Origin of the sequence: Paenibacillus xylanexedens (genome assembly GCF_007680605.1) — a bacterium.
Classification (GTDB): domain Bacteria; phylum Bacillota; class Bacilli; order Paenibacillales; family Paenibacillaceae; genus Paenibacillus; species Paenibacillus xylanexedens_B.
Genome location: NZ_VEIO01000006.1, coordinates 193,714 through 212,937 on the forward strand (window position 1 = coordinate 193,714; position 19,224 = coordinate 212,937).

A 19,224-nucleotide genomic window follows, 5' to 3' on the forward strand; every position below is an offset into this window, starting at 1 on the left:
ATGCTGCAGCTGAATCGCTCCAGTAAATCTGCTGCAACCTAAGATCCGCCTGTACGGCGACGCTGGTTGTTTGGCTTTTTATTGTTCTGGCTCTTCATGGCTTTAGGGCCGCCTTCAAAGTAAGCACCGGACTGGTTGCCGGAGTTTTGCTGTTCCTTCTTTTGTGCCAGCTTTTGACGGATCGCGTCTTGCAGGCTGATCTTTTTCGGTTCATTATTTTCGCTCATTATATATCCCTCCCGGTCTTGCAGTAAGCCGTCCAATTAGGACGGGATGTACTCATTTTATACGTTTTATAAAGGCCTCACAAGGGCAACCTGATAAAATGCTGCTTTCCACCAGTTTTACCTAAACCAACATTGTTTCTTCATCACTAAAGCCCTGCCTTTTGGAAACTTTGTTTCGGCTTGCCTACAGCCATGCTACCCGGCAACACTGTTTCTGTAGACCCACACGGCCTGCATTTGGTACTATGGAAAAACTAGTTATTGGAATCGTGAAAAGGAGTGTCGTCCCCTTGAACGCTTATGAAGAAATACGTAAAGGAGAGCGGGGAGCCTGGATCAGCATCGCGGCGTACCTCGTTTTGTCTGCATTTAAGCTGATTTGTGGGTATCTGTTTGCTTCCAGTGCTCTGGTTGCAGACGGTATCAATAATGCTACGGATATTGTAGCATCTGTGGCAGTATTAGTTGGCCTGCGCATATCGCAAAAGCCGCCGGATTCGGATCACGCCTATGGCCATTTTCGGGCTGAAACGATCGCGGCATTACTTGCCTCATTTATTATGGCGGTTGTAGGACTTCAAGTATTGGTTGAGGCGGTTCGATCCTGGTATGCTGGCGATTACACTGCTCCGAACCTATGGGCGGCCGGCGTAGCTTCGATCTGTGCTGTGGTTATGCTGGGGGTGTACCGCTACAACTCGCGTCTAGCCCAAAAAATTAATAGCCAGGCTTTGCATGCGGCGGCTAAAGATAATCGTTCCGATGCCTGGGTGAGTATCGGTGCTGCCGTTGGCATCGTTGGTTCACAATTCGGACTTCCTTGGCTGGATAAAGTAGCTGCTATCCTGGTAGGTCTGCTGATTTGTAAAACAGCGTGGGAAATTTTCCGTGATTCGACTCATCTGCTTACCGATGGCTTTGATCAAAAGCAATTGACGGATCTAAGATCTGCCGTTGCCCGGGTTCCTGGTGTAGAAACGATCAAGGATGTGAAGGCGAGAGTACATGGTAGCCATGTTCTGGTAGATGTGGTCATTGAAGTGGACGGGGGATTAACACTGGTAGAAGGTCATGAAATCTGTAATCAGGTGGAGTCACGACTGAAACGCTCGCATAACATTATGCACGTTCATGTACATGTTGAGCCTCGATCTGAAGAGATACACCTGTCATAAATCGCTTGAAGCAGGAGTTTTCACAAAATAGATATATCAAAAAGAGGACAGACGCGAGTGTGGCGTACTGTCCTCTTTACTTATGTTAGAAACGATTATACGATATTATTGAATCGCAACGTGAATCCAGGCTTTACCTTTCCAAGTGTATACTTGGACCCATTCGCCGCCGTCGAATCCGTCAACAATTTCACCTGTTGTATCAACGACTTGCGCGCTCAGAGCACCGATCGGTTTACCGTTTGGTGCATCATAGAACCATGTGCGTTCCAGCAAGTTGAGCAACATGGTTGGCATCAGAACTTCGTCACCCGGTTTTACAATTGGCTCGTCGAACATTTTGTCATTTGTTGTGGATGGTGTCTCTGTTGTTGTTGAAGTGCCTTGAGTGCCTGTGGAATCAACGGTTGTGCCTGTCACAGTTTCTGCTTTACCTTCAACGGTCTCAACAGCAGGTTTGTTTACTTCTACAGCAGGCGTTGTTGTTGCTGGTGTAGTCGTTGTTGCTTCAGTACCGGAAGTTGTTGGTGTTACCGTGCCGGTAACCGCTTCCTCAGCACCTGCAGCGGCAGCCATGGAACCCATCAATGTTAAAGCAGCGGCAAAACTTACGATTTTTTTCATTTGTTTTTCCTCCTCGGTTAAATATGTAGTTTTTGGTGTCCTGTGTTAAAAGTAACCAAGCAAGCTCACCTATGAATCACAAATTATAACAATTTTTTCTTGGTTCCTCCAGAGTCAACTGGCGCATATGTGGGTATATAGAAAGCCTGTAAAAATCAGACTTACGAGGCATGAAATCGGGCTGACCATATCATTAAAGTCCTGTTTTTGAGAACTCTTCGGCGGTGTTTTCTGGAATAAAGCAGAAGGGAGTGTAATACATAAATATAGAAAAATAGGTAGGTCTACCTGTCCTGGAACGCACAAAAGCCGACATGCCTGGAGGCATCATCGGCTTTCGTATGTAATGCAATCATCAGATTCAGACATCCACATTTATCGCATTCGGCTTCGTCCCGTAATAAGGGAAATGACAAAGAGTACAACAAAGATGAAGAACAATACTTTGGCAATGGAGGCAGCTGCTTCAACAATTCCGAAGAACCCGAAGATTCCGGCAACCAGAGCGATAATCAGAAAAATGACAGACCATTTTAACATGAGAATTCATCCTTTCGTGTTATAGTTTGTGGCGTGAGTAGAGTGTCTCACTGCCCTGTGTAGTCTAACCTTAACCGAGGTCAAATGACTTGAAACATGGTGTTTTTTTCTTCTTCTATACGTCGCTGGAGGGACAATTTTCTTTGTTTCGCCCGGTAAAGCCTCGGGTAACTATAGCAATAACAAAACCGAACGCAACCATGGAAAGAGAGGTTCTTTTATGATCTATCAACTGAGCGTGGCCCTAATTGCAGTGGCATTTGCTGTACTGGTTTTCTTTTTGATTCGCACATTAAAATCTGCCCAGAGCTCACTGGACAATGTTTCTCAGACATTGCAGGAAGTGCAGAAAACGATTGATGAACTCAGTTATGAAGTAAAACAGACAGTACGACATGCCAATGACATTACGGCTGATGTGCAACACAAAATGAAGAAGATTGACCCGGTAATGGAATCCGTTGAGAATTTGGGAGAAGTTCTAAGTGAAGTAACGGCGGCTGCCAAGCAGGTGTCCACTACACTGATGACTCGATTTCAGAATAGACCATCCAAAGCAGAAGCAGGCAAACCGTCTCAATCCAATCAGGTAACAGCTCCACCTGCGACGCCCGCGGAGCGTACCGTGCAATCTTATGAAGCTACATATCAGGATAAAACAAAGGGCGGGAAGAACTGGATGAATTATGTTGATCTTGCCGCTAATGTGTGGCAACGGATGCGTAAATAACGTGACTGCTTTCTGAAAATTGGTGAAGCCTTCAGGGCGGTGATGAACTTGATGAAAGGGTGAGAATCATGATGAAACTACTGCTAGTGACTATGTTTAGCGTAATTTCTCCCTTTTCCGTTCAACCGGCAGCAACACCAGCTGCTCATGACATGCAATGGACGGTAATGGAGGAACAGGAGCCAGAGATGACTTTGGCTATGGATCGTTCCGGGACGTTCGAGCAGTTTCGGACTCTGAATGGCGTTTCACTGGAGGATGGAAAGCATGAATTATTTGCCAAGTTAGGTCAGCCAGTTGCCGTCAAAGAAGATCCTTATATGGGATGTCCGGAATATCATTTCCGTCATGTGAATGTGGGGATATGTGAAGACACGGACATGATTCAGTTCATCCGTGTGGATGGCTCGCATGACTACTTGAACTTGAATGGGAAGTCTGTCCCAATGCATATGGATGCTATTCATCAAATCTTGGGCGAGCCTTACGCTGTTGCTGAAGATGGCGAGGTATTTCTTCGTGGTCATTACGCGATCAAAGTATATATGAAATCAGGCTCTAACCAGATTGATGCTGTTGACTTTTTCGACGATACGGTTTCCTGAGATTCTGATCCAGCCTACGTTTCAACGTAAAATAGTATGGTTATATACTATAAGAGCGCGATAAAGAAGATTAATCAGAGGAGAGTGGAAACGATGAATTCAACCAACGCACAGGCGTATGCCAAAGTGGTAGAAAACGGAGTTCAAGCAGTAGAAGCGGTGAAAGAGTTGCAGACTACTGGATACTTAGCTGATCATATCTTCGTTCTGGCCCATGAGAAGGATCGTACAGATCGCATTGCAGATACCGCAGATGCTAACGAGATTGGCATCAAGGAGGAAGGTTTATTTGATTCCATGGCGAATCTGTTCCGTTCACGCGGTGACGAACTTCGAGCCAAAATCGTATCGATGGGTTTTACCGAAGCCGAGGCTGATTTCTATGAAAGTGAATTGGATAAAGGCAAGGTACTGATCATTGCCAAAAAGAAAGACTAATATGTACATCCTGAACGCAGGAGTGTTATATCAAATAGTGCCCTGCGGTGAACCGGGACAGACTTAATCAAAAACATAGATAAGGAATGGGGGAAACCCCATTCCTTATCTATGTTTTTGCAAGTTCTGCCTCAGTAATGGGCCAGGCACCTGGTATAAACCGTTGCAAAAACCATAAAATCAAGGGAAAGCTACCTCTAATGGTTTGATTTGCTGATAGTCATTTTCTGGATTTATCATTATAGTTAGACTAGGAATTGTTATGTCTACTGCCCGCTCTGGATGCGAAATATGTATAAATAAGGTTGTTCGTTGAATAGATAACTATCGACAAACCCGGACGCCAAAGATAAGGAGATAGAAATGAGAATACTTATTGTTGACGATAATCCGACGAATGTCATTATCATTCGAGAAATTTTGAAAAAAGAAAATTACCGCGATATTGTGACAGCAAGCTCAGCTATGGAGATGTTCGAAGTATTGGGAATTGGTGAAGATCACAGCGAACTGCGTCCAAAGCACTCGGATATTGACCTGATCTTGTTAGATATGATGATGCCGGAGATGGATGGCATCGAAGCATGCAGTATTGTACAGAAATATGAAAATCTGAAAGATATCCCGATTATTATGGTAACGGCTATTGGTGATTCCAAGAAGCTGGCCGAAGCGCTCGATGCAGGTGCATCGGATTATGTAACGAAGCCGATTAACAAAGTGGAATTGATGGCCCGAATCCGGCTAGCCTTGCGTCTGAAACAGGAGAAAGACTGGCACAAGGAGCGTGACCAGCGGATTCAGGATGAGCTTAAACTGGCGGCGATGGTGCAAAGCGCCGTGCTGAGTCATGCCATCGAAGATCCGTTATTTCAGGTACATGCCATCTATAAACCGTCCTTTGAGCTGGCAGGTGATCTTTACTCCTGGTTCCCGCTTGGAGAGGGGCGATATGGGGTTTTGCTACTGGACATGATGGGGCATGGCATATCTTCATCCCTGTTTACGATGTTTATCGCATCTGTGCTTAAGGATACAGTGACGACATATGTAGACCCGGAGAAGGTCATTCAGGAGTTAAACCGTCGCTTTAACCAGTTGCATCTGGGCAAACAACTGGTGCAATACTACTTTACCGCGATCTATTTAGTCGTAGACACGCGTATGAAACGGATCGATTATGTCAATGCAGGGCATCCTCCAGCTCTGTTTTTCCGTAGTGACGGCAGTGTAACTTCATTTGACAGCGTATGCTACCCGGTGGGTTTGTTCGACAAAATGGATATTGAACCGCAGACCATTCATTACGAAGGCGATGGACATATTGCGATGTATACGGATGGCTTGCTTGAAGCCGTTCAGGGCGATCAGGAGCAACAGTTGGAATTTTTGAAAGAGCAATTAAGAGGCTCCCATGCATGGAATGAAGAGGCGATGCAGGAATTGTTCTTCGATGATGAATTGAATCCGGAACGGGACGATGATAAGTGTCTCGTGTGGATTACGCTAGATAAAGGGGCGGTAACGGAATGAAAATCAGAAATAAACTGCTGATTGGTTTTACCGCCTTGATGGCCATTATGATTGCTCTTACTTTTGTAAGCTATGAGCGGCTTAACAGCAGTAATAAACAGATCGACCAGATGTATCAGGAACGTTATCTTAAGGTGCGATTTACTTCCGCGGCGCGTGGGGAAGTCAATGATATTGCCAAAGTAGTAGCTAACTTGTTGTTAAACCCGAGCAATTCGGTCAGTGCGACAGAAGCAGATCTGAAGGAAATGAAGGAAAAAGGTGTCGGTTATCTGGAAGAGGTAAGAGATCGCGCAGATACGGCTACGGAGCATCAACTCGTGGATCGTGTGAATAATGCCTGGGATGCTTACACGAATTATGCGACAAGAGTCATCAGTCTGATGTCCCAGAGCCGGGTGCAGGATGCGAACAACTATCGCAACTCTACGGGACTTGCCGTTCAGAAGGAAGCCGTAGATAGCCTGAATGCCCTATCTCGTTATCAGGATCAGGAGATTGATGCCGAGATCAAGAATGCGAATGCCGCATATACCAGAGCGGTTCAGATTACGGTCAGCATCATGGTCGCGGGATTACTGCTTGCCCTGGGAGTCATCCTGTGGGTGCTTCCTAGTATTACGCGTGGGTTGAATACAGTGTCGATGATGATTACAAGTTTTGGCAAAGGTCGCTATAAAACGATCCGCCGGATTCAAATCAAGTCCACGGATGAGATCGGTCAAATTGCCACCGTGTTCAAAGATGTGTCTAACGATCTGGAAGAGAAGCTGGAGATCGAGAAAGCCTATGTGCAGGCTCAGCAGGATCAGAACTGGATGAGTTCCAACATTGCGAGAGTGCCCGAACTTCTGCGGGGAATCGGCTCCATTCGTCAAATTTCCCAGATGTTTATCAGTGAATTTACACCTGTGCTCGGTGCGCAGCTGGGTGTAGTGTACTTGATCGACGAAGAGAAACATCCGGATGAGCTGAGACGTTACGGTTCATACGCTTTTGAAGAGAACGGCGAGCTTGGTAAAGAGGTGTATCGGATCGGGGAAGGTATGATCGGTCAGGCTGCCCTGGATATGAGTCCAATTGTACTGGATCATACACCTGACGAATATGTGAGCATTGGTTCTGCTTCGGGTTCTGCGCGAGCTGCAGGCATTATGATCTACCCGGTTGTGTTTGAAGACGAATTAATCGGTGTGGTAGAGCTGGCTTCCTTCGAAGGTTTTAACGAGATGCATAAGCAGTTGTTTGGTCAGTTAATTATGAATTTGGGTGTCATTCTTAATAACGTTCGGCGACGTCTTCGTGTGGAAGAGTTGCTGCGGGAGTCCCAGGCGCTTACGGAAGAGTTACAGGTGCAATCCGAGGAACTGCAGACACAGCAGGAAGAATTGCGCCGTTCCAATGAGAATCTGGAAGAACAGACGGATGCGCTTAAACGTTCGGAGGAGTTGCTACAGCGTCAGCAGGAGGAATTGGAACATTTTAATACCGAACTGATTGCCAAAACGCGTGCGCTTGAAGAACAGGTACGTGAAGTGGAAGAGAAAAATGATGAAATAGAGAAAACGAAGACACAATTGGAACAACAGGCGATGCAATTGTCGATGACCAGTAAGTACAAGTCGGAATTTTTGGCCAATATGTCGCATGAACTTCGTACTCCGCTGAACAGTCTGCTCATATTGTCTCAGTTATTGTCGGAGAACAAGGATGGCAATCTCAGCAGCAAACAGCAGGAATATGCACAAACCATTTATATGTCAGGTGCAGATTTGCTGAAGATGATTGATGAGATTCTCGATCTGTCTAAAGTAGACGCAGGCAAGATGGACATCAACTACGAAACCGTCCGATTGGATGAATTAACGGGCTTTGTCACCCAGAACTTTGGTCCGATGGCTAACAAGAAGGAACTGGATCTAAATATTGATTTTGATAGCTCGCTTCCGGAATGGATTTATACAGACAGTCATCGGGTGAAACAAATTTTAAGAAACCTGTTGTCCAACGCATTCAAGTTTACAAACCGTGGCTCGGTGAGTCTGATTGCAAAGCGTATGAAGCCAGAGGAATTGCCGGGATATCTGAATACGAATCAGGAATACCTTGGATTCAGCATCAAAGATACCGGCATTGGCATTCCATCTGACAAGACGGATCTGATCTTCGAAGCGTTCCAGCAGGTAGACGGCACAACCAGTCGTAAATACGGTGGTACGGGACTTGGTTTATCGATTAGCCGCGAATTGGCACGTCTGCTCGGTGGGGCTATACAGGTGGATTCCTCAGAAGGAGTGGGAAGCACCTTTACCCTGTTCCTGCCTGATAATCATGAAGAGGCTGAATGGGCCGAGGAAGAAGCAGCAAGGGAAGCAGCGGTATCTTCAGAACAACAAGCGCTAGTGCCGGATATTCAGCCTGCCCGTTCTTCGCAACAATCCATTCTTGTCTCTGACCCGGAACGAACTCGTGTGGCTGAATTATCGCCTGCTCGTAGTGCAGAGCTGACACGCATAGAAGACGATGCTAATGCCATCGTAGAAGGTGACAAAACGTTGCTGATCATCGAAGATGATGTAAAGTTTGCCCACATTCTGATGGATATGGCGAGAGGCCGGGGCTTCAAGGCATTGGTTGCTCTTCAGGGAGATACGGGGCTGGAGATGGCCCGTGAATACTTGCCTGACGCAATCATTCTGGATATCCAGCTGCCTGTGATGGATGGTTGGACGATTTTGGGCGAGCTAAAGAGTAGCTCCGTAACACGTCACATCCCGGTGCATGTCATTTCGGTTGTGGATGATATGAAACAAGGGTTGATGATGGGGGCCATCGCATATCTGAAAAAGCCATCCAGCAAAGATTCGCTGGATAAAGCATTCTCCCATATCGAATCCTATACGGAAAATCAATTAAAACGACTGCTCATCGTTGAAGATGATGAAATTCAGCGCAAAGCAATCATTGAATTGATCGGTCATGATGATGTTGCTATTACGGCTGTTTCTACAGGGCAAGAGGCACTGAATGAACTGCATAGCCAGCGTTACGATTGCATGGTGCTGGATCTGATGCTGACGGATATGACGGGTTTCGAATTGCTCGATCAGATTCGGGATGATGAATATCTGAATGACTTGCCAATCATCATTTATACGGGTAAGGAGCTGGATTCCAAGGAAGAGATGAAACTTCGTAAATATGCGGAATCGATCATTATCAAAGACGTGAAGTCACCGGAGCGATTATTGGACGAAACGACATTGTTCCTGCATCGGGTAGAAGCCAACCTGCCCGAGGACAAACGCCGTATTTTGCAGAAGCTTCATAACAAAGAGACCTTGTTCGAAGGCAAGAAAATATTGCTAGTCGATGATGATATCCGGAATGTGTTTGCATTATCCAGTGTGCTTGAAGGGTACCGCATGGATGTTACGTTTGCTGAGAACGGTCGTGAGGCGCTGGAGGCACTGGAGAAAAATCCGGAGTTTGATCTGGTGCTGATGGATATGATGATGCCAGAGATGGACGGATACGAAGCGATGACACGGATCAGACAGAACCCGAAATTTGATAAATTGCCGATTATTGCGCTCACAGCGAAGGCGATGAAAGAGGATCGAGGGAAATGTATTGAGGCTGGAGCATCCGATTACGTGAAAAAACCGATTCAAACCGATCAATTGTTATCGTTAATGCGGGTATGGCTGTATTCGTAAGCGTATGGTTTGGGTAATGAAGGACAATAACGCATACGCAAGTAACCAAAGATGAAGTGGAGAGAAGCTATGACACCGTGGGAACCTAACGAGACGGGAGCAGATACGATCCGTATACCGCAAGATGAAGAACGGGAACTGATTGAGATTGAATTGCTGCTGGAAGGAATGCATCGTTTGTATGGGTATGACTTCAGAAATTATGCGTTGCCATCCCTGAGACGAAGAATATGGCATTATGCGCATGCAGAAGGAGTGAAAAGCATATCCGGGCTACAGGAAAAGGTACTGCACAACCGTTCATCGTTTGAACGGTTCGTACAGAATTTATCCATTCCGGTAACGGAAATGTTCCGAGACCCATCGCTTTTTCGCATGTTTCGCGAAAAGATCATTCCTATTCTGAGAACCTATCCTTATATTCGGATATGGCATGCAGGCTGCTCTACGGGTGAAGAAGTGTATTCCATGGCGATTATGCTGCATGAGGAAGGTCTGTATGACAAGGCACGAATCTATGCAACGGATATGAATGACCGCTCACTGCAACAGGCCAAGGAAGGCGTATACGGTATTGAGAAAATGAAGTTGTTTACAACAAATTATCTGGAGGCAGGGGGCACGAAAGCCTTCTCCGAATACTATACAGCGAAATATAATTCCGTTATATTTCACCCGTTTCTTCAGAAAAACATTATTTTTGCCGAACATAATTTGGCAACAGACCGGTCATTTAATGAGTTTAACGTTATCTTTTGCCGCAATGTCATGATTTATTTCAACGATGAGCTGCGGAACCATGTGCATGGGCTGTTTCATGAGAGCTTGAGCCACTTTGGCATACTCGTTCTGGGATCAAAAGAATCCATTCATTTTACAGAATATAGTGATGCCTATGAGCCGTTAGACCGGACCGAAAAAATATACCGGAAGATCAAATAGGGGGTTAGGCTTAGTTATGGGGCTCAATGAACCAATCCACATATTATTGGTAGATGACCGCCCTGAGAACCTGCTTGCGCTCGAAGCGGTTCTGGAATCAGAGCAATACAAACTAGTCAAGGCAAATTCCGGAGAAGAGGCACTCCGGTGTCTGCTCAAAGACGAATTTGCGGTCATTGTACTTGATGTGCAAATGCCTGGGATGGACGGGATTGAGACAGCGAAATTAATCAAGGCACGAGACAAATCCAAAGATGTGCCCATCATCTTCATTTCGGCGAATAGCAGAGAGGCCGAGCATTTGTTTGCCGGATATTCAGCGGGAGCCATTGATTATATGGTCAAACCGTTTATTCCCCAGATTTTGAAATCCAAAATCGAGGGCTTTGTAGAGATGTTTATCTCGAACAAAAGACTAAAGACACAGACGATGTTGCTTCACCAGAAGACGCAGGAGCTGGAGAAGATGAATCAGCAGCTTGTGCAGGCCAAAGAAGAAGCCGAGATTGCCGCTAATGCCAAAACGGAGTTTTTGGCCATGATGAGCCACGAGATCCGTACGCCGATGAACGGAGTCATTGGCATGGTGGACCTGTTGATGGAAACCGAGTTGAAGGAAGATCAGAAGGAATATGTGGATATCGTTCGCCGTAGCGCCGATGCACTCGTCACGGTAATTAATGATATTCTAGATTTTACCAAGATGGAGTCCGGCAAAATGGAGCTGGAGGAGCATCCATTTGAACTTGTTTCCTGCATACGTGAAGTGCTCGGTCTGTTCGCTGCAGAAGCAGGTAAGAAAAGTCTGGAACTGGATTTTTTCCTGGAAGATGCTGTGCCTGAATTAATCTATGGAGATATGGCACGCCTCCGCCAAGTGCTTCTAAATTTGATCGCCAACGCAGTGAAATTTACGGAGCAGGGCGGTGTTTATCTCATTGTGTCCGTGAACGAAGAGAAGGAAGGCAACATGTCTTTGGAGTTTGCTGTCAAAGATACAGGAATAGGCATCGCACCTGAGAAAGTGGATCGCTTGTTCCAGCCGTTCTCTCAGCTTGATACGTCCATGACTCGAAAATATGGTGGAACTGGCCTTGGTCTGGCCATCTGTAAAACACTGGTCGAGATGATGGGTGGGAAGATTTATCTCGATACCTCTGAAAAGCGGGGAGCTACCTTTGTGTTTACCATTCAGGCCAAGCGTTACATTGAAACGGAACTGGTTCAGGGGAGCGGCGAAGAGAAGCTGACAGACGTTAGTCATGAAGATAAACATGCAACGGTATTAATCGTGGATGACCATCCGATCAATCAGAAGTTGATGGCCATCATGTTGCATAAGCTTGGACTACTCTCCGATATTGCGGAAGATGGGCAGAAGGCTCTGGACATGGTGATGGAAAGTCCTTCGCCATATGACTTTATTTTTATGGATCTACAGATGCCAGTGATGGATGGTCTGGAATGTACGAGAAAAATACGCGCAAGCGTGTCCCAGAAGCAGCAACCTGTCATTATAGCCATGACAGCTAACGTAATGGAAGGTATACAGCAGCGCTGTACCGAGGCTGGGATGGATGATTATATCAGCAAGCCGGTGAAAATGGGCAGTGTCAAACAGAAGCTTTCCCATTATCAGAAAAAACGCCAGGTTATTAATCCGGGTGGTTCAGCAATGGATCAGGCCAATTGAAAGTTTTACCAGTTATGTTTCCTGTTTCACTCGTGCGTAAGTTGGGTTATAAGGTAAGGAAACCATTGATCAGGAGAGAGATATCTAATGAATACAAATAAAAATGAAAAATTCAACGCAAGAACCGAAACACATGACGGTGTATGCACAGTGTATCTGACTGGCGAACTGGATTTGTCGGTTGCTCCTGACTTCCGTTTGGTAATGGAACCGCTCGTGGACAACAAGGAGCAGGATCTGATTATTAACATGAAAGATCTGAAGTACATTGATAGCACAGGGATTGGTATCCTGTTATCTGTTCTCAAGGCTAGACACGGAATGGAAGCTCGCTTTGAAGTACAGGAAGTTCCTGCGCAAATTCAGAAACTTTTTGATATGACGGGTATAGCCAAATTCTTTGTTACACAGAAGAATTCCCAATAGGAAAGGATCGAAAAAGGAATGAATGCAGAAGTCCAAAGAATTACGCTGAATTTACCAGCGACAGCTGAATATGTGGATATTGTAAGACTTAATCTATATGGTGTTGCGTCCAAAATGGGATTCTCTTATGAAGACATCGAGGATATGAAGGTTGCTGTGTCCGAAGCCTGTAACAATTCCGTATTGTATGCCTACTCTCATGAAGGCGGCATGGTTGAAGTCGTTTTTGAAGTCGATGGTGAGACGCTCGCGATCACTGTCAAAGACGAAGGTTCCAGCTTCGAGAATGTGAACCCAGCCGTATCACGTTCCGGACTTCATGACAAAGAACTGACAGACGCTCAGATTGGCGGACTTGGGTTCTACCTGATGCAAGCCTTGATGGATGATGTCAGTGTTGAAAGTGAGACGGGCAAAGGTACGAAAGTAGTACTCGTAAAACGTCTTGCAAAAAGTGAGGAGAAAGTATGAATGAGAAAGTGACTCCCCCAGAGTCCATGTCTGAAGCGATTGGTTTGATCTGGGAATACCAACAAACACAGGACAACGAAATCGCTACGGTCCTGATCCGCAAGTATGAGCCGATGGTCAAAATGGCTGCGGGTAAAATTGCCCGGAATCGACCGGATTTATATGAGGATCTGTACCAGACAGGTCAAATGGCTTTGATCCGATTGTTGAAGCAATATGATATCAATTTGGGGATTCCATTTGAACCGTATGCGATGAAAAGTATGATTGGTCATATGAAAAATTATCTACGGGATAAGTCATGGTACATTCAAGTACCGAGAAGAATCAAGGAAAAAGGGGCATTGGTGCAACATGCCATTGATGAGCTGACGGTAAAGCTGGAACGTTCACCCGGGGTTAATGAGATTGCTGAGTACCTGGATCTTACTCCGGAGGAAACGATTGAAGTTCTGGCCGGTCGGGAGTGTTACCACTATGTTTCTCTGGATTCTCCATTATCTCAGGATGACAGTGCCGCGACACTTGGTGAACTGATCAGCGCGGATGTGAATGACTTTGATTCGGTGGAAAAACGAATGGATTTACAGCAGGCATTAGGTCAGCTTAAGGAGCAAGAACAGAAAGTACTTATTTTAGCCTTTCAGGATGGACAGTCACAGCGGGCTATAGCCCAGAAACTGGGTGTCTCGCAGATGAGCGTCTCCCGGATTCAGAAAAGGGCTACGGAGAAACTGAAGCAGATTATGTCTAACGCTTCTTTGCTATGATACACTATTCCAATTGTTGCCCCAATACGGCTTGACGAGGACACGGTATTGCACTGGATTGCAAACGTGTCCTTTTTGAATTCATCGAGGGGGAGACTTGGCGGCAGTAAAACAAATATGTTCAGGAGGAATGTCAGGTGAATCAAGTCAAACTGGAAGCTCGGCGTGATCAGTTATCCTGCTCCGAAGATTGGCAGTGGTGGGATTGGGTAGCACCGGATTCTAGTAGTATGGAAAATGCACTTCGTGATCTGGAACAGGCATTTCCAGAAATGCAATACTGGTTAAGCAAAATACCGGAAGCCGAATCAAACTACTTGTCCGTTCGTTATTTTAACGGCAAAGACGCGGTTATTTTTGGCTCCTTTTTATATGCTGTAAAAAATGAGAGAGAAGATCAACGAAGAGATAATCAGATGTTTTTTTATGTCGACAAGCAACATTTGGTTACGCTCAATTTGGACGACAATACGAGGGGCATTATGAAATCGGGCGAACGAATGCATATGTTGCAACAATGTACGCAGGCCAGAGAAGGCATGTTTGTGCTTTTTCGGGCCATATTACATTATTATCATGTGGGAATGGATCATTTTGAGATGAATTTGCGTGATCTGGAGCGGAGAATGGAATCACGGAATGCGCGGACATTAATGGATCAGATTCTGGCAGCGCGCTTCGAACTGCTGTATTGGAGTAATCTGTTCATTCCTTACACCGAATTAATGGCCGCTTCCCGGGAAGCCTATCTTCAAGAAATTACAGAGAATCGCTTCTATCAGCAACTTCAGTACCGTGTGGAGCGAATGGAGTGTCTGTTCCAGCATTATGAAAAGGAGATTGATACACTGATCTCGATAGACAACGCGATATCAGGCGTGCGCGGCAACGAAATTATGAAGACACTGACGATTGTGACATCCGTATTCACACCTGCAACAGCCGCAGGTGCTATATGGGGGATGAATTTTGAGAATTTGCCCCTGATCGACAAAACATGGGGAGTCGTGCTTGTTATTGCGCTCATCATCTGTAGCATGATCAGCATGTATATATGGATGATGATGAAAGGATGGACAGGGGATTTGTTAAAAGTAAAATCTGCACAGTCCTCCGCACGGGGAAACCGGGACAGAGGAAAAAAGGAACCGCGATAGTCACAGACTGGGCGGTTCCTTTTTTATTTTTTATAATCCTCAATGTAACCGAGCAAGTCGGCGATGTATTGGCCCACGATAGGCATATTGACAAATTGGCTAAGAATGAAGGCAAGCAAACCGAGTACAACAAACGTACCGACGGTCAATCCAAGTCCACGAGCCATACCTGCGGTAAAGTTGGTAATGATTCGTTTCTTGGGACTACTGTAATTTTCAATGATGTCTTTGATCTGAGCCCTCTCCAGACTGTCGGCAATCTGATCAAGCCGTGTGTTCAGGCGCTTTACCTCATGACGCAATTCGAAAGGATGTTCACTGGTATCATACTGCTGTGCAGGTGTTCCTCCTGGTACAGGGGTGTTGCCATTAATCGTGACTTTACTCATATCTGTCATTCCTCCGTTCGCTATGGATAAAAAATAGCCAGCTGGAATGCAGCTGGCTATTCATTACTCGATCTCATCAGGCCTTACAGGCTTGTCGAGTTCAATTGTTTACGCGCATCTTCCTTCGCTTCCACGGAAGCGGCAGCCACTTCTTCAGATGCACGCGTTGCTTCCTCAGCAACGTCAGCAGATGCTTTTTTCACAGAGTCCATAACGTCATTGCGACCTTGGTTTACTGTTCTTGCCAGATCGGACGTTTTGGAAGATACCGTTTTGGCAATTTCAGAAGCTTTGTCACCAACAACAGTGGCTACTTCCTTTGTACGGTCAGTCACCATACCTACCTTTTCGGAAAGATCACCACGCAATTCGCGTCCTGGTTTAGGGGCGAATAACAGGGCAGCTGCAGCGCCCAGCAAACCTCCGATGAAAATGCCTTTGGCGAAAGTCGAACCACTTTGTACAGGATATTGTTCTTCTGCTTTATTCATGTCTAATCACTCCTTCATTAATTTGAGAAACAAATACGAAACAACGAACACCATCTAACCCGAATCAGGCAGCCTGTCTTAGCAGTCTGGACACAAGCCCCAGCAAGAATACAAAGAGCGCTGTACCAATGATGGCTGGAATGACGGCAAAGTTACCGATAACCGGTCCCCAGTTACCAAGCAAAAGTGCTCCCAGCCAGGCTCCGGCGAATCCGGCAATCATCGCACCAATCACGCCGCCCGGCATGTTATGACCGGCAAGTGCATCTCCAATCAAACCGATAATGATCGCCATGACAATGCTGATAATAATGCCCCACATAACAACCGCCTCCTTTCAACTTGATGCAGGATGTTGTCTGTTCGCGTTTGCTTACTTCGTATATAAACGCCGTGCAACATGGTGAAACAACTAACTGTCCGATGAATAAGCTGGAAATTAGATACAGGGGATCAAATGGCAGGGGGTTTTATTCCCTGTATCATGCAGCCAATCCAGACGAAGCCTGCGGCAAATCCGGCAAAAACATCGGTAGGATAATGAACCCCCAGCATAACCCGACTCACGCCGATCAACAGAACAAATAGAATACCGCAAATGACAGGAAGCCATCTTCTAAGTCCCCCCCGTTCCTTCCATTCGATGGCCCAGATGACAAATAGCATACCGTAAAAACCCATCGAAATCATCGCATGACCACTGGGGTAACTATATCCATGCACAACGAGAAGGTGATCCAGTTCGGGTCTGCTTCGTCTAAAGATTTCTTTTAAGAACGTGTTCAAAATCCACATCATTCCGAAACTTGCGCAGATGGTATAACCATACATCATTGTTCTGGGATGACGCCGTAAGAAACATAACAGTGCGAACCCTGCTGCAGCGAGTGCTGATATTTTAAATGAACCGAGTGCCGTGATGAAGGAAGTGTAGGGTAGCAGAGACAGACGGGATTGCGAGTGAAGGTAAAATAGCTGCTGAACTTGACTGTCCAGTCGAATTAAACGTTCCAGACCCAGCCACGCTCCGATACCAGCCAATAATAAAACAGTAGCTGAACTTAGCAGAGAAGCAATCAGGATGTATTTCAGCAGAGATTGCAAAGACATTACATGAGATGATTCAGATGATAGATGTTGAGAATTGCGCAGCATAAGCGGTATCTCCTTCAAGAAAGTGTATTGTTTCAGTCAGGCTGATAAAGCTTTACCCGAAACAACTGTCGAAAAAACTGTAAAACCGTCGTTTTTGTACTATACTAATGAGGATATCCCATGCAGCGCCGTGAAGCAAAGCAGAGATGAATTTGGGAATTTAAAAGGAGAGAAACTCGCGTGGAGAGTGCTTTGTTAGTTAAAGAATACCGTGCAGGCGTGATGGAGTGCGCTCATTACGGACACATATGTATTACAGATGAGCATGGCCGGGTTGTCTATTCGGCTGGTGATCCTCATTTCAGAGCGTTTACACGTTCATCCGCCAAACCGTTTCAAGCGATTCCAGGGATTCGGGCTGGAATAGGCGAACATTATAGTCTTAAACCACAAGAGATTGCGATCATGGCTTCATCACATCGTTCTGAGCCGGAGCATATTCAAGTGCTGGAGCATCTGGCTCATAAAATCGGACTTGGTGAGGAATGTCTGATCTGTGCACCAAGCTATCCGCTTAATGAAGAAAGCCGCAATAACTGGTTGAGGGCGCAAGGAGAGAAACGCAGAATACTGCATAACTGTTCGGGTAAACATCTGGGCATTCTGGGTTATAGTCAGATGAGAAAATTGGATTTGGGGAGCTATGCCGAGCCAGATCATCCAGTGCAACGGGAAATCCTTGAAACACTGGCAGGTCTCGCGGATATTGAAGTAAAAGACATTCAGTTAGGAACGGATGGCTGTGGTTTTCCGGTATTTTCGTTGCCTTTGTCTGCACTGGCCAATGCATATCTCAAGCTTGCATGTCCTGACCTGATTGCAGATGAACCTACACGCATGGCTGTAAAGACGATCACTTCGGCTATGAATCAGCACCCTCTGATGGTCGGTGGCAAGAATCGAGTAGATTCAGTGTTGCTGGAGGACGATAATATTGTCGCGAAGGGCGGATTCAAGGGTGTATTTGGTTTTGCGCTGAAAAAAGAAAGACTGGGCATCACCTTCAAAGTGCTGGATGGCTCTGAGGAAGAATGGGCTTCCATTGCGCAATCGATATTGAAGCAACTGAACTATTCCAATCCCAAAACCATTGCCCGTCTTGCAGAAGCGTTTCCTGCAGACATACGCAATGATGCGGGGACGCTCGTTGGTAAAATGGATAGTGAGTTCGTGCTCCACTCATGAAAAGATAGCGTGTAACCTTTAGAAGGAACGTGATTAGAATGACCGGACCCCGGGTAAAGATCACATACCAACTGGTATTGACCTATATCATTTTGAACACGCATGGATTACTGCCATACGGCAGTTCCAATCCTCTGGAGGTGGATGAATATGATTAAAGTAGTGACATCGGAAGAAAGACACACGTCGGATCGCGGTTGGATACACAGCGAATTCAGCTTTTCCTTTGCGGATTATGAGGACCCGAGCAATGCTCATTTTGGCTGTCTGTTAGCCCACAACGACAACATACTGATGCCGCAAGATGGCTTTAAGAAACATCCACATCACGACCTTGAAATTGTTAGTTATGTGATATCAGGCACGCTTAAACATACAGACAGTATGGGCACAGAACAGTTGCTGGAAGCGGGGACAGTTCAGGTGATGAGTGCAGGCACAGGCGTAGAGCACTCCGAAACCAATCCAGCCACGGATGAACCGGTACGTTTCTTGCAAATGTGGTTTTTGCCCTCTCAGCGAATGCTGAAGCCATCTTATGCTTATCGGAAAATAGAAGAGTCCGCCCAGCTCAACCGACTATGTCCAGTTGTGTCAGGTGCCTCTGGTCCATCGGATGAATCGATAGACGACAATTCACTCCGCATCGCTCAGGATGTAACCTGTTATCTGTCCAAGCTGGAGTCAGGAAAGAAATTAATGTTTCCGCAACATGAGGAGCGTCGTACTCATTTGTTTCTCATTAACGGACATTTGGAAATTCAGTGTTCCGATGGAAACTTTCATCTCAAGCCCGGAGATGCGGCTCGCATCCGTAAAAGCTGTGATTTACAAATGACAAGTACAGGTAGCGAGTCTGCCGAATTTGTACTTGTGGATCTTCCTTAATACAGAGAAAAGGACTTGTCCAGCATCAGTGCTCTGATGTAAGACAGGTCCTTTTTGTTGCTTATC

At 45.8% G+C, this 19,224-nt stretch carries 21 protein-coding genes; 14 read left to right on the forward strand and 7 right to left on the reverse strand.

The features are described 5' to 3' along the window. Nucleotides 1-38: 38 nt before the first annotated feature. On the reverse strand, nt 39-227 hold the full coding sequence (locus FS818_RS22435; protein ID WP_145334854.1) for a hypothetical protein: 189 nt from the start codon (nt 225-227) through the stop codon (nt 39-41). A gap of 245 nt (nt 228-472) precedes the next feature. Here FS818_RS22435 and FS818_RS22440 point away from each other — a divergent pair, with 245 nt between their 5' ends. Further along, nucleotides 473-1,402: a cation diffusion facilitator family transporter gene (locus FS818_RS22440; RefSeq protein ID WP_145334856.1), complete on the forward strand. Its 930-nt coding sequence runs from the start codon at nt 473-475 to the stop codon at nt 1,400-1,402. Between the two features lie 105 nt (nt 1,403-1,507). On the opposite strand, the gene FS818_RS22445 is transcribed toward FS818_RS22440, so the two are convergent. Continuing rightward, a complete protein-coding gene (locus FS818_RS22445; RefSeq protein WP_145334858.1) occupies nt 1,508-2,026 on the reverse strand; it encodes a hypothetical protein in 519 nt (172 codons plus the stop codon). A gap of 375 nt (nt 2,027-2,401) precedes the next feature. After that, nucleotides 2,402-2,566 (reverse strand): DUF1328 domain-containing protein, encoded by a 165-nt coding sequence (locus FS818_RS22450; protein WP_090924476.1) that lies wholly within the window; start codon nt 2,564-2,566, stop codon nt 2,402-2,404. Between the two features lie 220 nt (nt 2,567-2,786). Between FS818_RS22450 and FS818_RS22455 the strand changes: the two genes are divergently transcribed. The 11 genes from FS818_RS22455 to FS818_RS22505 all read left to right on the forward strand — a co-directional run bounded on the left by FS818_RS22455 (nt 2,787) and on the right by FS818_RS22505 (nt 15,050). After that, the gene (locus tag FS818_RS22455) at nt 2,787-3,296 is read left to right on the forward strand and encodes a DUF948 domain-containing protein (RefSeq protein WP_145334860.1); all 510 of its coding nucleotides are present in this window, start codon (nt 2,787-2,789) and stop codon (nt 3,294-3,296) included. A 71-nt stretch (nt 3,297-3,367) separates the two neighbouring features. Continuing rightward, entirely contained in the window at nt 3,368-3,901 is a 534-nt protein-coding gene (locus tag FS818_RS22460) for a hypothetical protein (protein WP_145334862.1), read from the forward strand. Nucleotides 3,902-3,994: 93 nt separating this feature from the next. After that, nucleotides 3,995-4,339, forward strand: coding sequence for a YflT domain-containing protein (locus tag FS818_RS22465; RefSeq protein ID WP_090924479.1), 345 nt, complete (start codon nt 3,995-3,997; stop codon nt 4,337-4,339). A 363-nt stretch (nt 4,340-4,702) separates the two neighbouring features. Then, the gene (locus FS818_RS22470) at nt 4,703-5,872 is read left to right on the forward strand and encodes a PP2C family protein-serine/threonine phosphatase (RefSeq protein ID WP_145334864.1); all 1,170 of its coding nucleotides are present in this window, start codon (nt 4,703-4,705) and stop codon (nt 5,870-5,872) included. Beyond that, nucleotides 5,869-9,591: a response regulator gene (locus FS818_RS22475; protein WP_145334866.1), complete on the forward strand. Its 3,723-nt coding sequence runs from the start codon at nt 5,869-5,871 to the stop codon at nt 9,589-9,591. Before FS818_RS22470 ends, FS818_RS22475 begins: the two co-directional genes overlap by 4 nt. Nucleotides 9,592-9,660: 69 nt before the next feature. Continuing rightward, nucleotides 9,661-10,533 (forward strand): CheR family methyltransferase, encoded by an 873-nt coding sequence (locus tag FS818_RS22480; RefSeq protein WP_090924482.1) that lies wholly within the window; start codon nt 9,661-9,663, stop codon nt 10,531-10,533. A gap of 16 nt (nt 10,534-10,549) precedes the next feature. After that, a complete protein-coding gene (locus tag FS818_RS22485) occupies nt 10,550-12,226 on the forward strand; it encodes a response regulator (RefSeq protein ID WP_145334868.1) in 1,677 nt (558 codons plus the stop codon). Nucleotides 12,227-12,313: 87 nt separating this feature from the next. Further along, entirely contained in the window at nt 12,314-12,652 is a 339-nt protein-coding gene (locus FS818_RS22490; protein WP_090924484.1) for an STAS domain-containing protein, read from the forward strand. Between the two features lie 18 nt (nt 12,653-12,670). Then, nucleotides 12,671-13,123 (forward strand): anti-sigma B factor RsbW, encoded by a 453-nt coding sequence (rsbW, locus tag FS818_RS22495; protein WP_145334870.1) that lies wholly within the window; start codon nt 12,671-12,673, stop codon nt 13,121-13,123. After that, nucleotides 13,120-13,893 (forward strand): sigma-70 family RNA polymerase sigma factor, encoded by a 774-nt coding sequence (locus tag FS818_RS22500; protein WP_090924486.1) that lies wholly within the window; start codon nt 13,120-13,122, stop codon nt 13,891-13,893. Before rsbW ends, FS818_RS22500 begins: the two co-directional genes overlap by 4 nt. Before the next feature lie 137 nt (nt 13,894-14,030). Further along, nucleotides 14,031-15,050: a magnesium transporter CorA family protein gene (locus tag FS818_RS22505; protein WP_260984778.1), complete on the forward strand. Its 1,020-nt coding sequence runs from the start codon at nt 14,031-14,033 to the stop codon at nt 15,048-15,050. A gap of 23 nt (nt 15,051-15,073) precedes the next feature. Here FS818_RS22505 and FS818_RS22510 read toward each other — a convergent pair whose 3' ends face one another. The 4 genes from FS818_RS22510 to FS818_RS22525 form a co-directional block, all read right to left on the reverse strand. Next, nucleotides 15,074-15,439 (reverse strand): DUF5665 domain-containing protein, encoded by a 366-nt coding sequence (locus FS818_RS22510; RefSeq protein ID WP_145334872.1) that lies wholly within the window; start codon nt 15,437-15,439, stop codon nt 15,074-15,076. An 83-nt stretch (nt 15,440-15,522) separates the two neighbouring features. Further along, a complete protein-coding gene (locus tag FS818_RS22515; RefSeq protein WP_145334874.1) occupies nt 15,523-15,930 on the reverse strand; it encodes a YtxH domain-containing protein in 408 nt (135 codons plus the stop codon). A gap of 64 nt (nt 15,931-15,994) precedes the next feature. Continuing rightward, the gene (locus FS818_RS22520; protein WP_090924488.1) at nt 15,995-16,252 is read right to left on the reverse strand and encodes a GlsB/YeaQ/YmgE family stress response membrane protein; all 258 of its coding nucleotides are present in this window, start codon (nt 16,250-16,252) and stop codon (nt 15,995-15,997) included. A gap of 131 nt (nt 16,253-16,383) precedes the next feature. Beyond that, nucleotides 16,384-17,085: a phosphatase PAP2 family protein gene (locus FS818_RS22525; RefSeq protein ID WP_145334876.1), complete on the reverse strand. Its 702-nt coding sequence runs from the start codon at nt 17,083-17,085 to the stop codon at nt 16,384-16,386. Between the two features lie 180 nt (nt 17,086-17,265). On the opposite strand from FS818_RS22525, the gene FS818_RS22530 reads away from it, so the two are divergent. Beyond that, nucleotides 17,266-18,270, forward strand: coding sequence for an asparaginase (locus FS818_RS22530; protein WP_145334878.1), 1,005 nt, complete (start codon nt 17,266-17,268; stop codon nt 18,268-18,270). Between the two features lie 150 nt (nt 18,271-18,420). Continuing rightward, nucleotides 18,421-19,158 (forward strand): pirin family protein, encoded by a 738-nt coding sequence (locus FS818_RS22535; RefSeq protein WP_145334880.1) that lies wholly within the window; start codon nt 18,421-18,423, stop codon nt 19,156-19,158. Nucleotides 19,159-19,224 lie beyond the last annotated feature (66 nt).

Coding starts and splice junctions, on each gene's coding strand:
- FS818_RS22475 (WP_145334866.1), top strand. CDS start 5,869: ATGAAAATCAGAAATAAACTGCTGATTGGTTTTACCGCCTTGATGGCC.
- FS818_RS22435 (WP_145334854.1), bottom strand. CDS start 227: ATGAGCGAAAATAATGAACCGAAAAAGATCAGCCTGCAAGACGCGATC.
- FS818_RS22470 (WP_145334864.1), top strand. CDS start 4,703: ATGAGAATACTTATTGTTGACGATAATCCGACGAATGTCATTATCATT.
- FS818_RS22440 (WP_145334856.1), top strand. CDS start 473: ATGGAAAAACTAGTTATTGGAATCGTGAAAAGGAGTGTCGTCCCCTTG.
- FS818_RS22510 (WP_145334872.1), bottom strand. CDS start 15,439: ATGAGTAAAGTCACGATTAATGGCAACACCCCTGTACCAGGAGGAACA.
- FS818_RS22485 (WP_145334868.1), top strand. CDS start 10,550: ATGGGGCTCAATGAACCAATCCACATATTATTGGTAGATGACCGCCCT.
- FS818_RS22520 (WP_090924488.1), bottom strand. CDS start 16,252: ATGTGGGGCATTATTATCAGCATTGTCATGGCGATCATTATCGGTTTG.
- FS818_RS22515 (WP_145334874.1), bottom strand. CDS start 15,930: ATGAATAAAGCAGAAGAACAATATCCTGTACAAAGTGGTTCGACTTTC.
- FS818_RS22455 (WP_145334860.1), top strand. CDS start 2,787: ATGATCTATCAACTGAGCGTGGCCCTAATTGCAGTGGCATTTGCTGTA.
- FS818_RS22480 (WP_090924482.1), top strand. CDS start 9,661: ATGACACCGTGGGAACCTAACGAGACGGGAGCAGATACGATCCGTATA.
- FS818_RS22525 (WP_145334876.1), bottom strand. CDS start 17,085: ATGCTGCGCAATTCTCAACATCTATCATCTGAATCATCTCATGTAATG.
- FS818_RS22460 (WP_145334862.1), top strand. CDS start 3,368: ATGAAACTACTGCTAGTGACTATGTTTAGCGTAATTTCTCCCTTTTCC.
- FS818_RS22500 (WP_090924486.1), top strand. CDS start 13,120: ATGAATGAGAAAGTGACTCCCCCAGAGTCCATGTCTGAAGCGATTGGT.
- FS818_RS22445 (WP_145334858.1), bottom strand. CDS start 2,026: ATGAAAAAAATCGTAAGTTTTGCCGCTGCTTTAACATTGATGGGTTCC.
- rsbW (WP_145334870.1), top strand. CDS start 12,671: ATGAATGCAGAAGTCCAAAGAATTACGCTGAATTTACCAGCGACAGCT.
- FS818_RS22535 (WP_145334880.1), top strand. CDS start 18,421: ATGATTAAAGTAGTGACATCGGAAGAAAGACACACGTCGGATCGCGGT.
- FS818_RS22450 (WP_090924476.1), bottom strand. CDS start 2,566: ATGTTAAAATGGTCTGTCATTTTTCTGATTATCGCTCTGGTTGCCGGA.
- FS818_RS22465 (WP_090924479.1), top strand. CDS start 3,995: ATGAATTCAACCAACGCACAGGCGTATGCCAAAGTGGTAGAAAACGGA.
- FS818_RS22490 (WP_090924484.1), top strand. CDS start 12,314: ATGAATACAAATAAAAATGAAAAATTCAACGCAAGAACCGAAACACAT.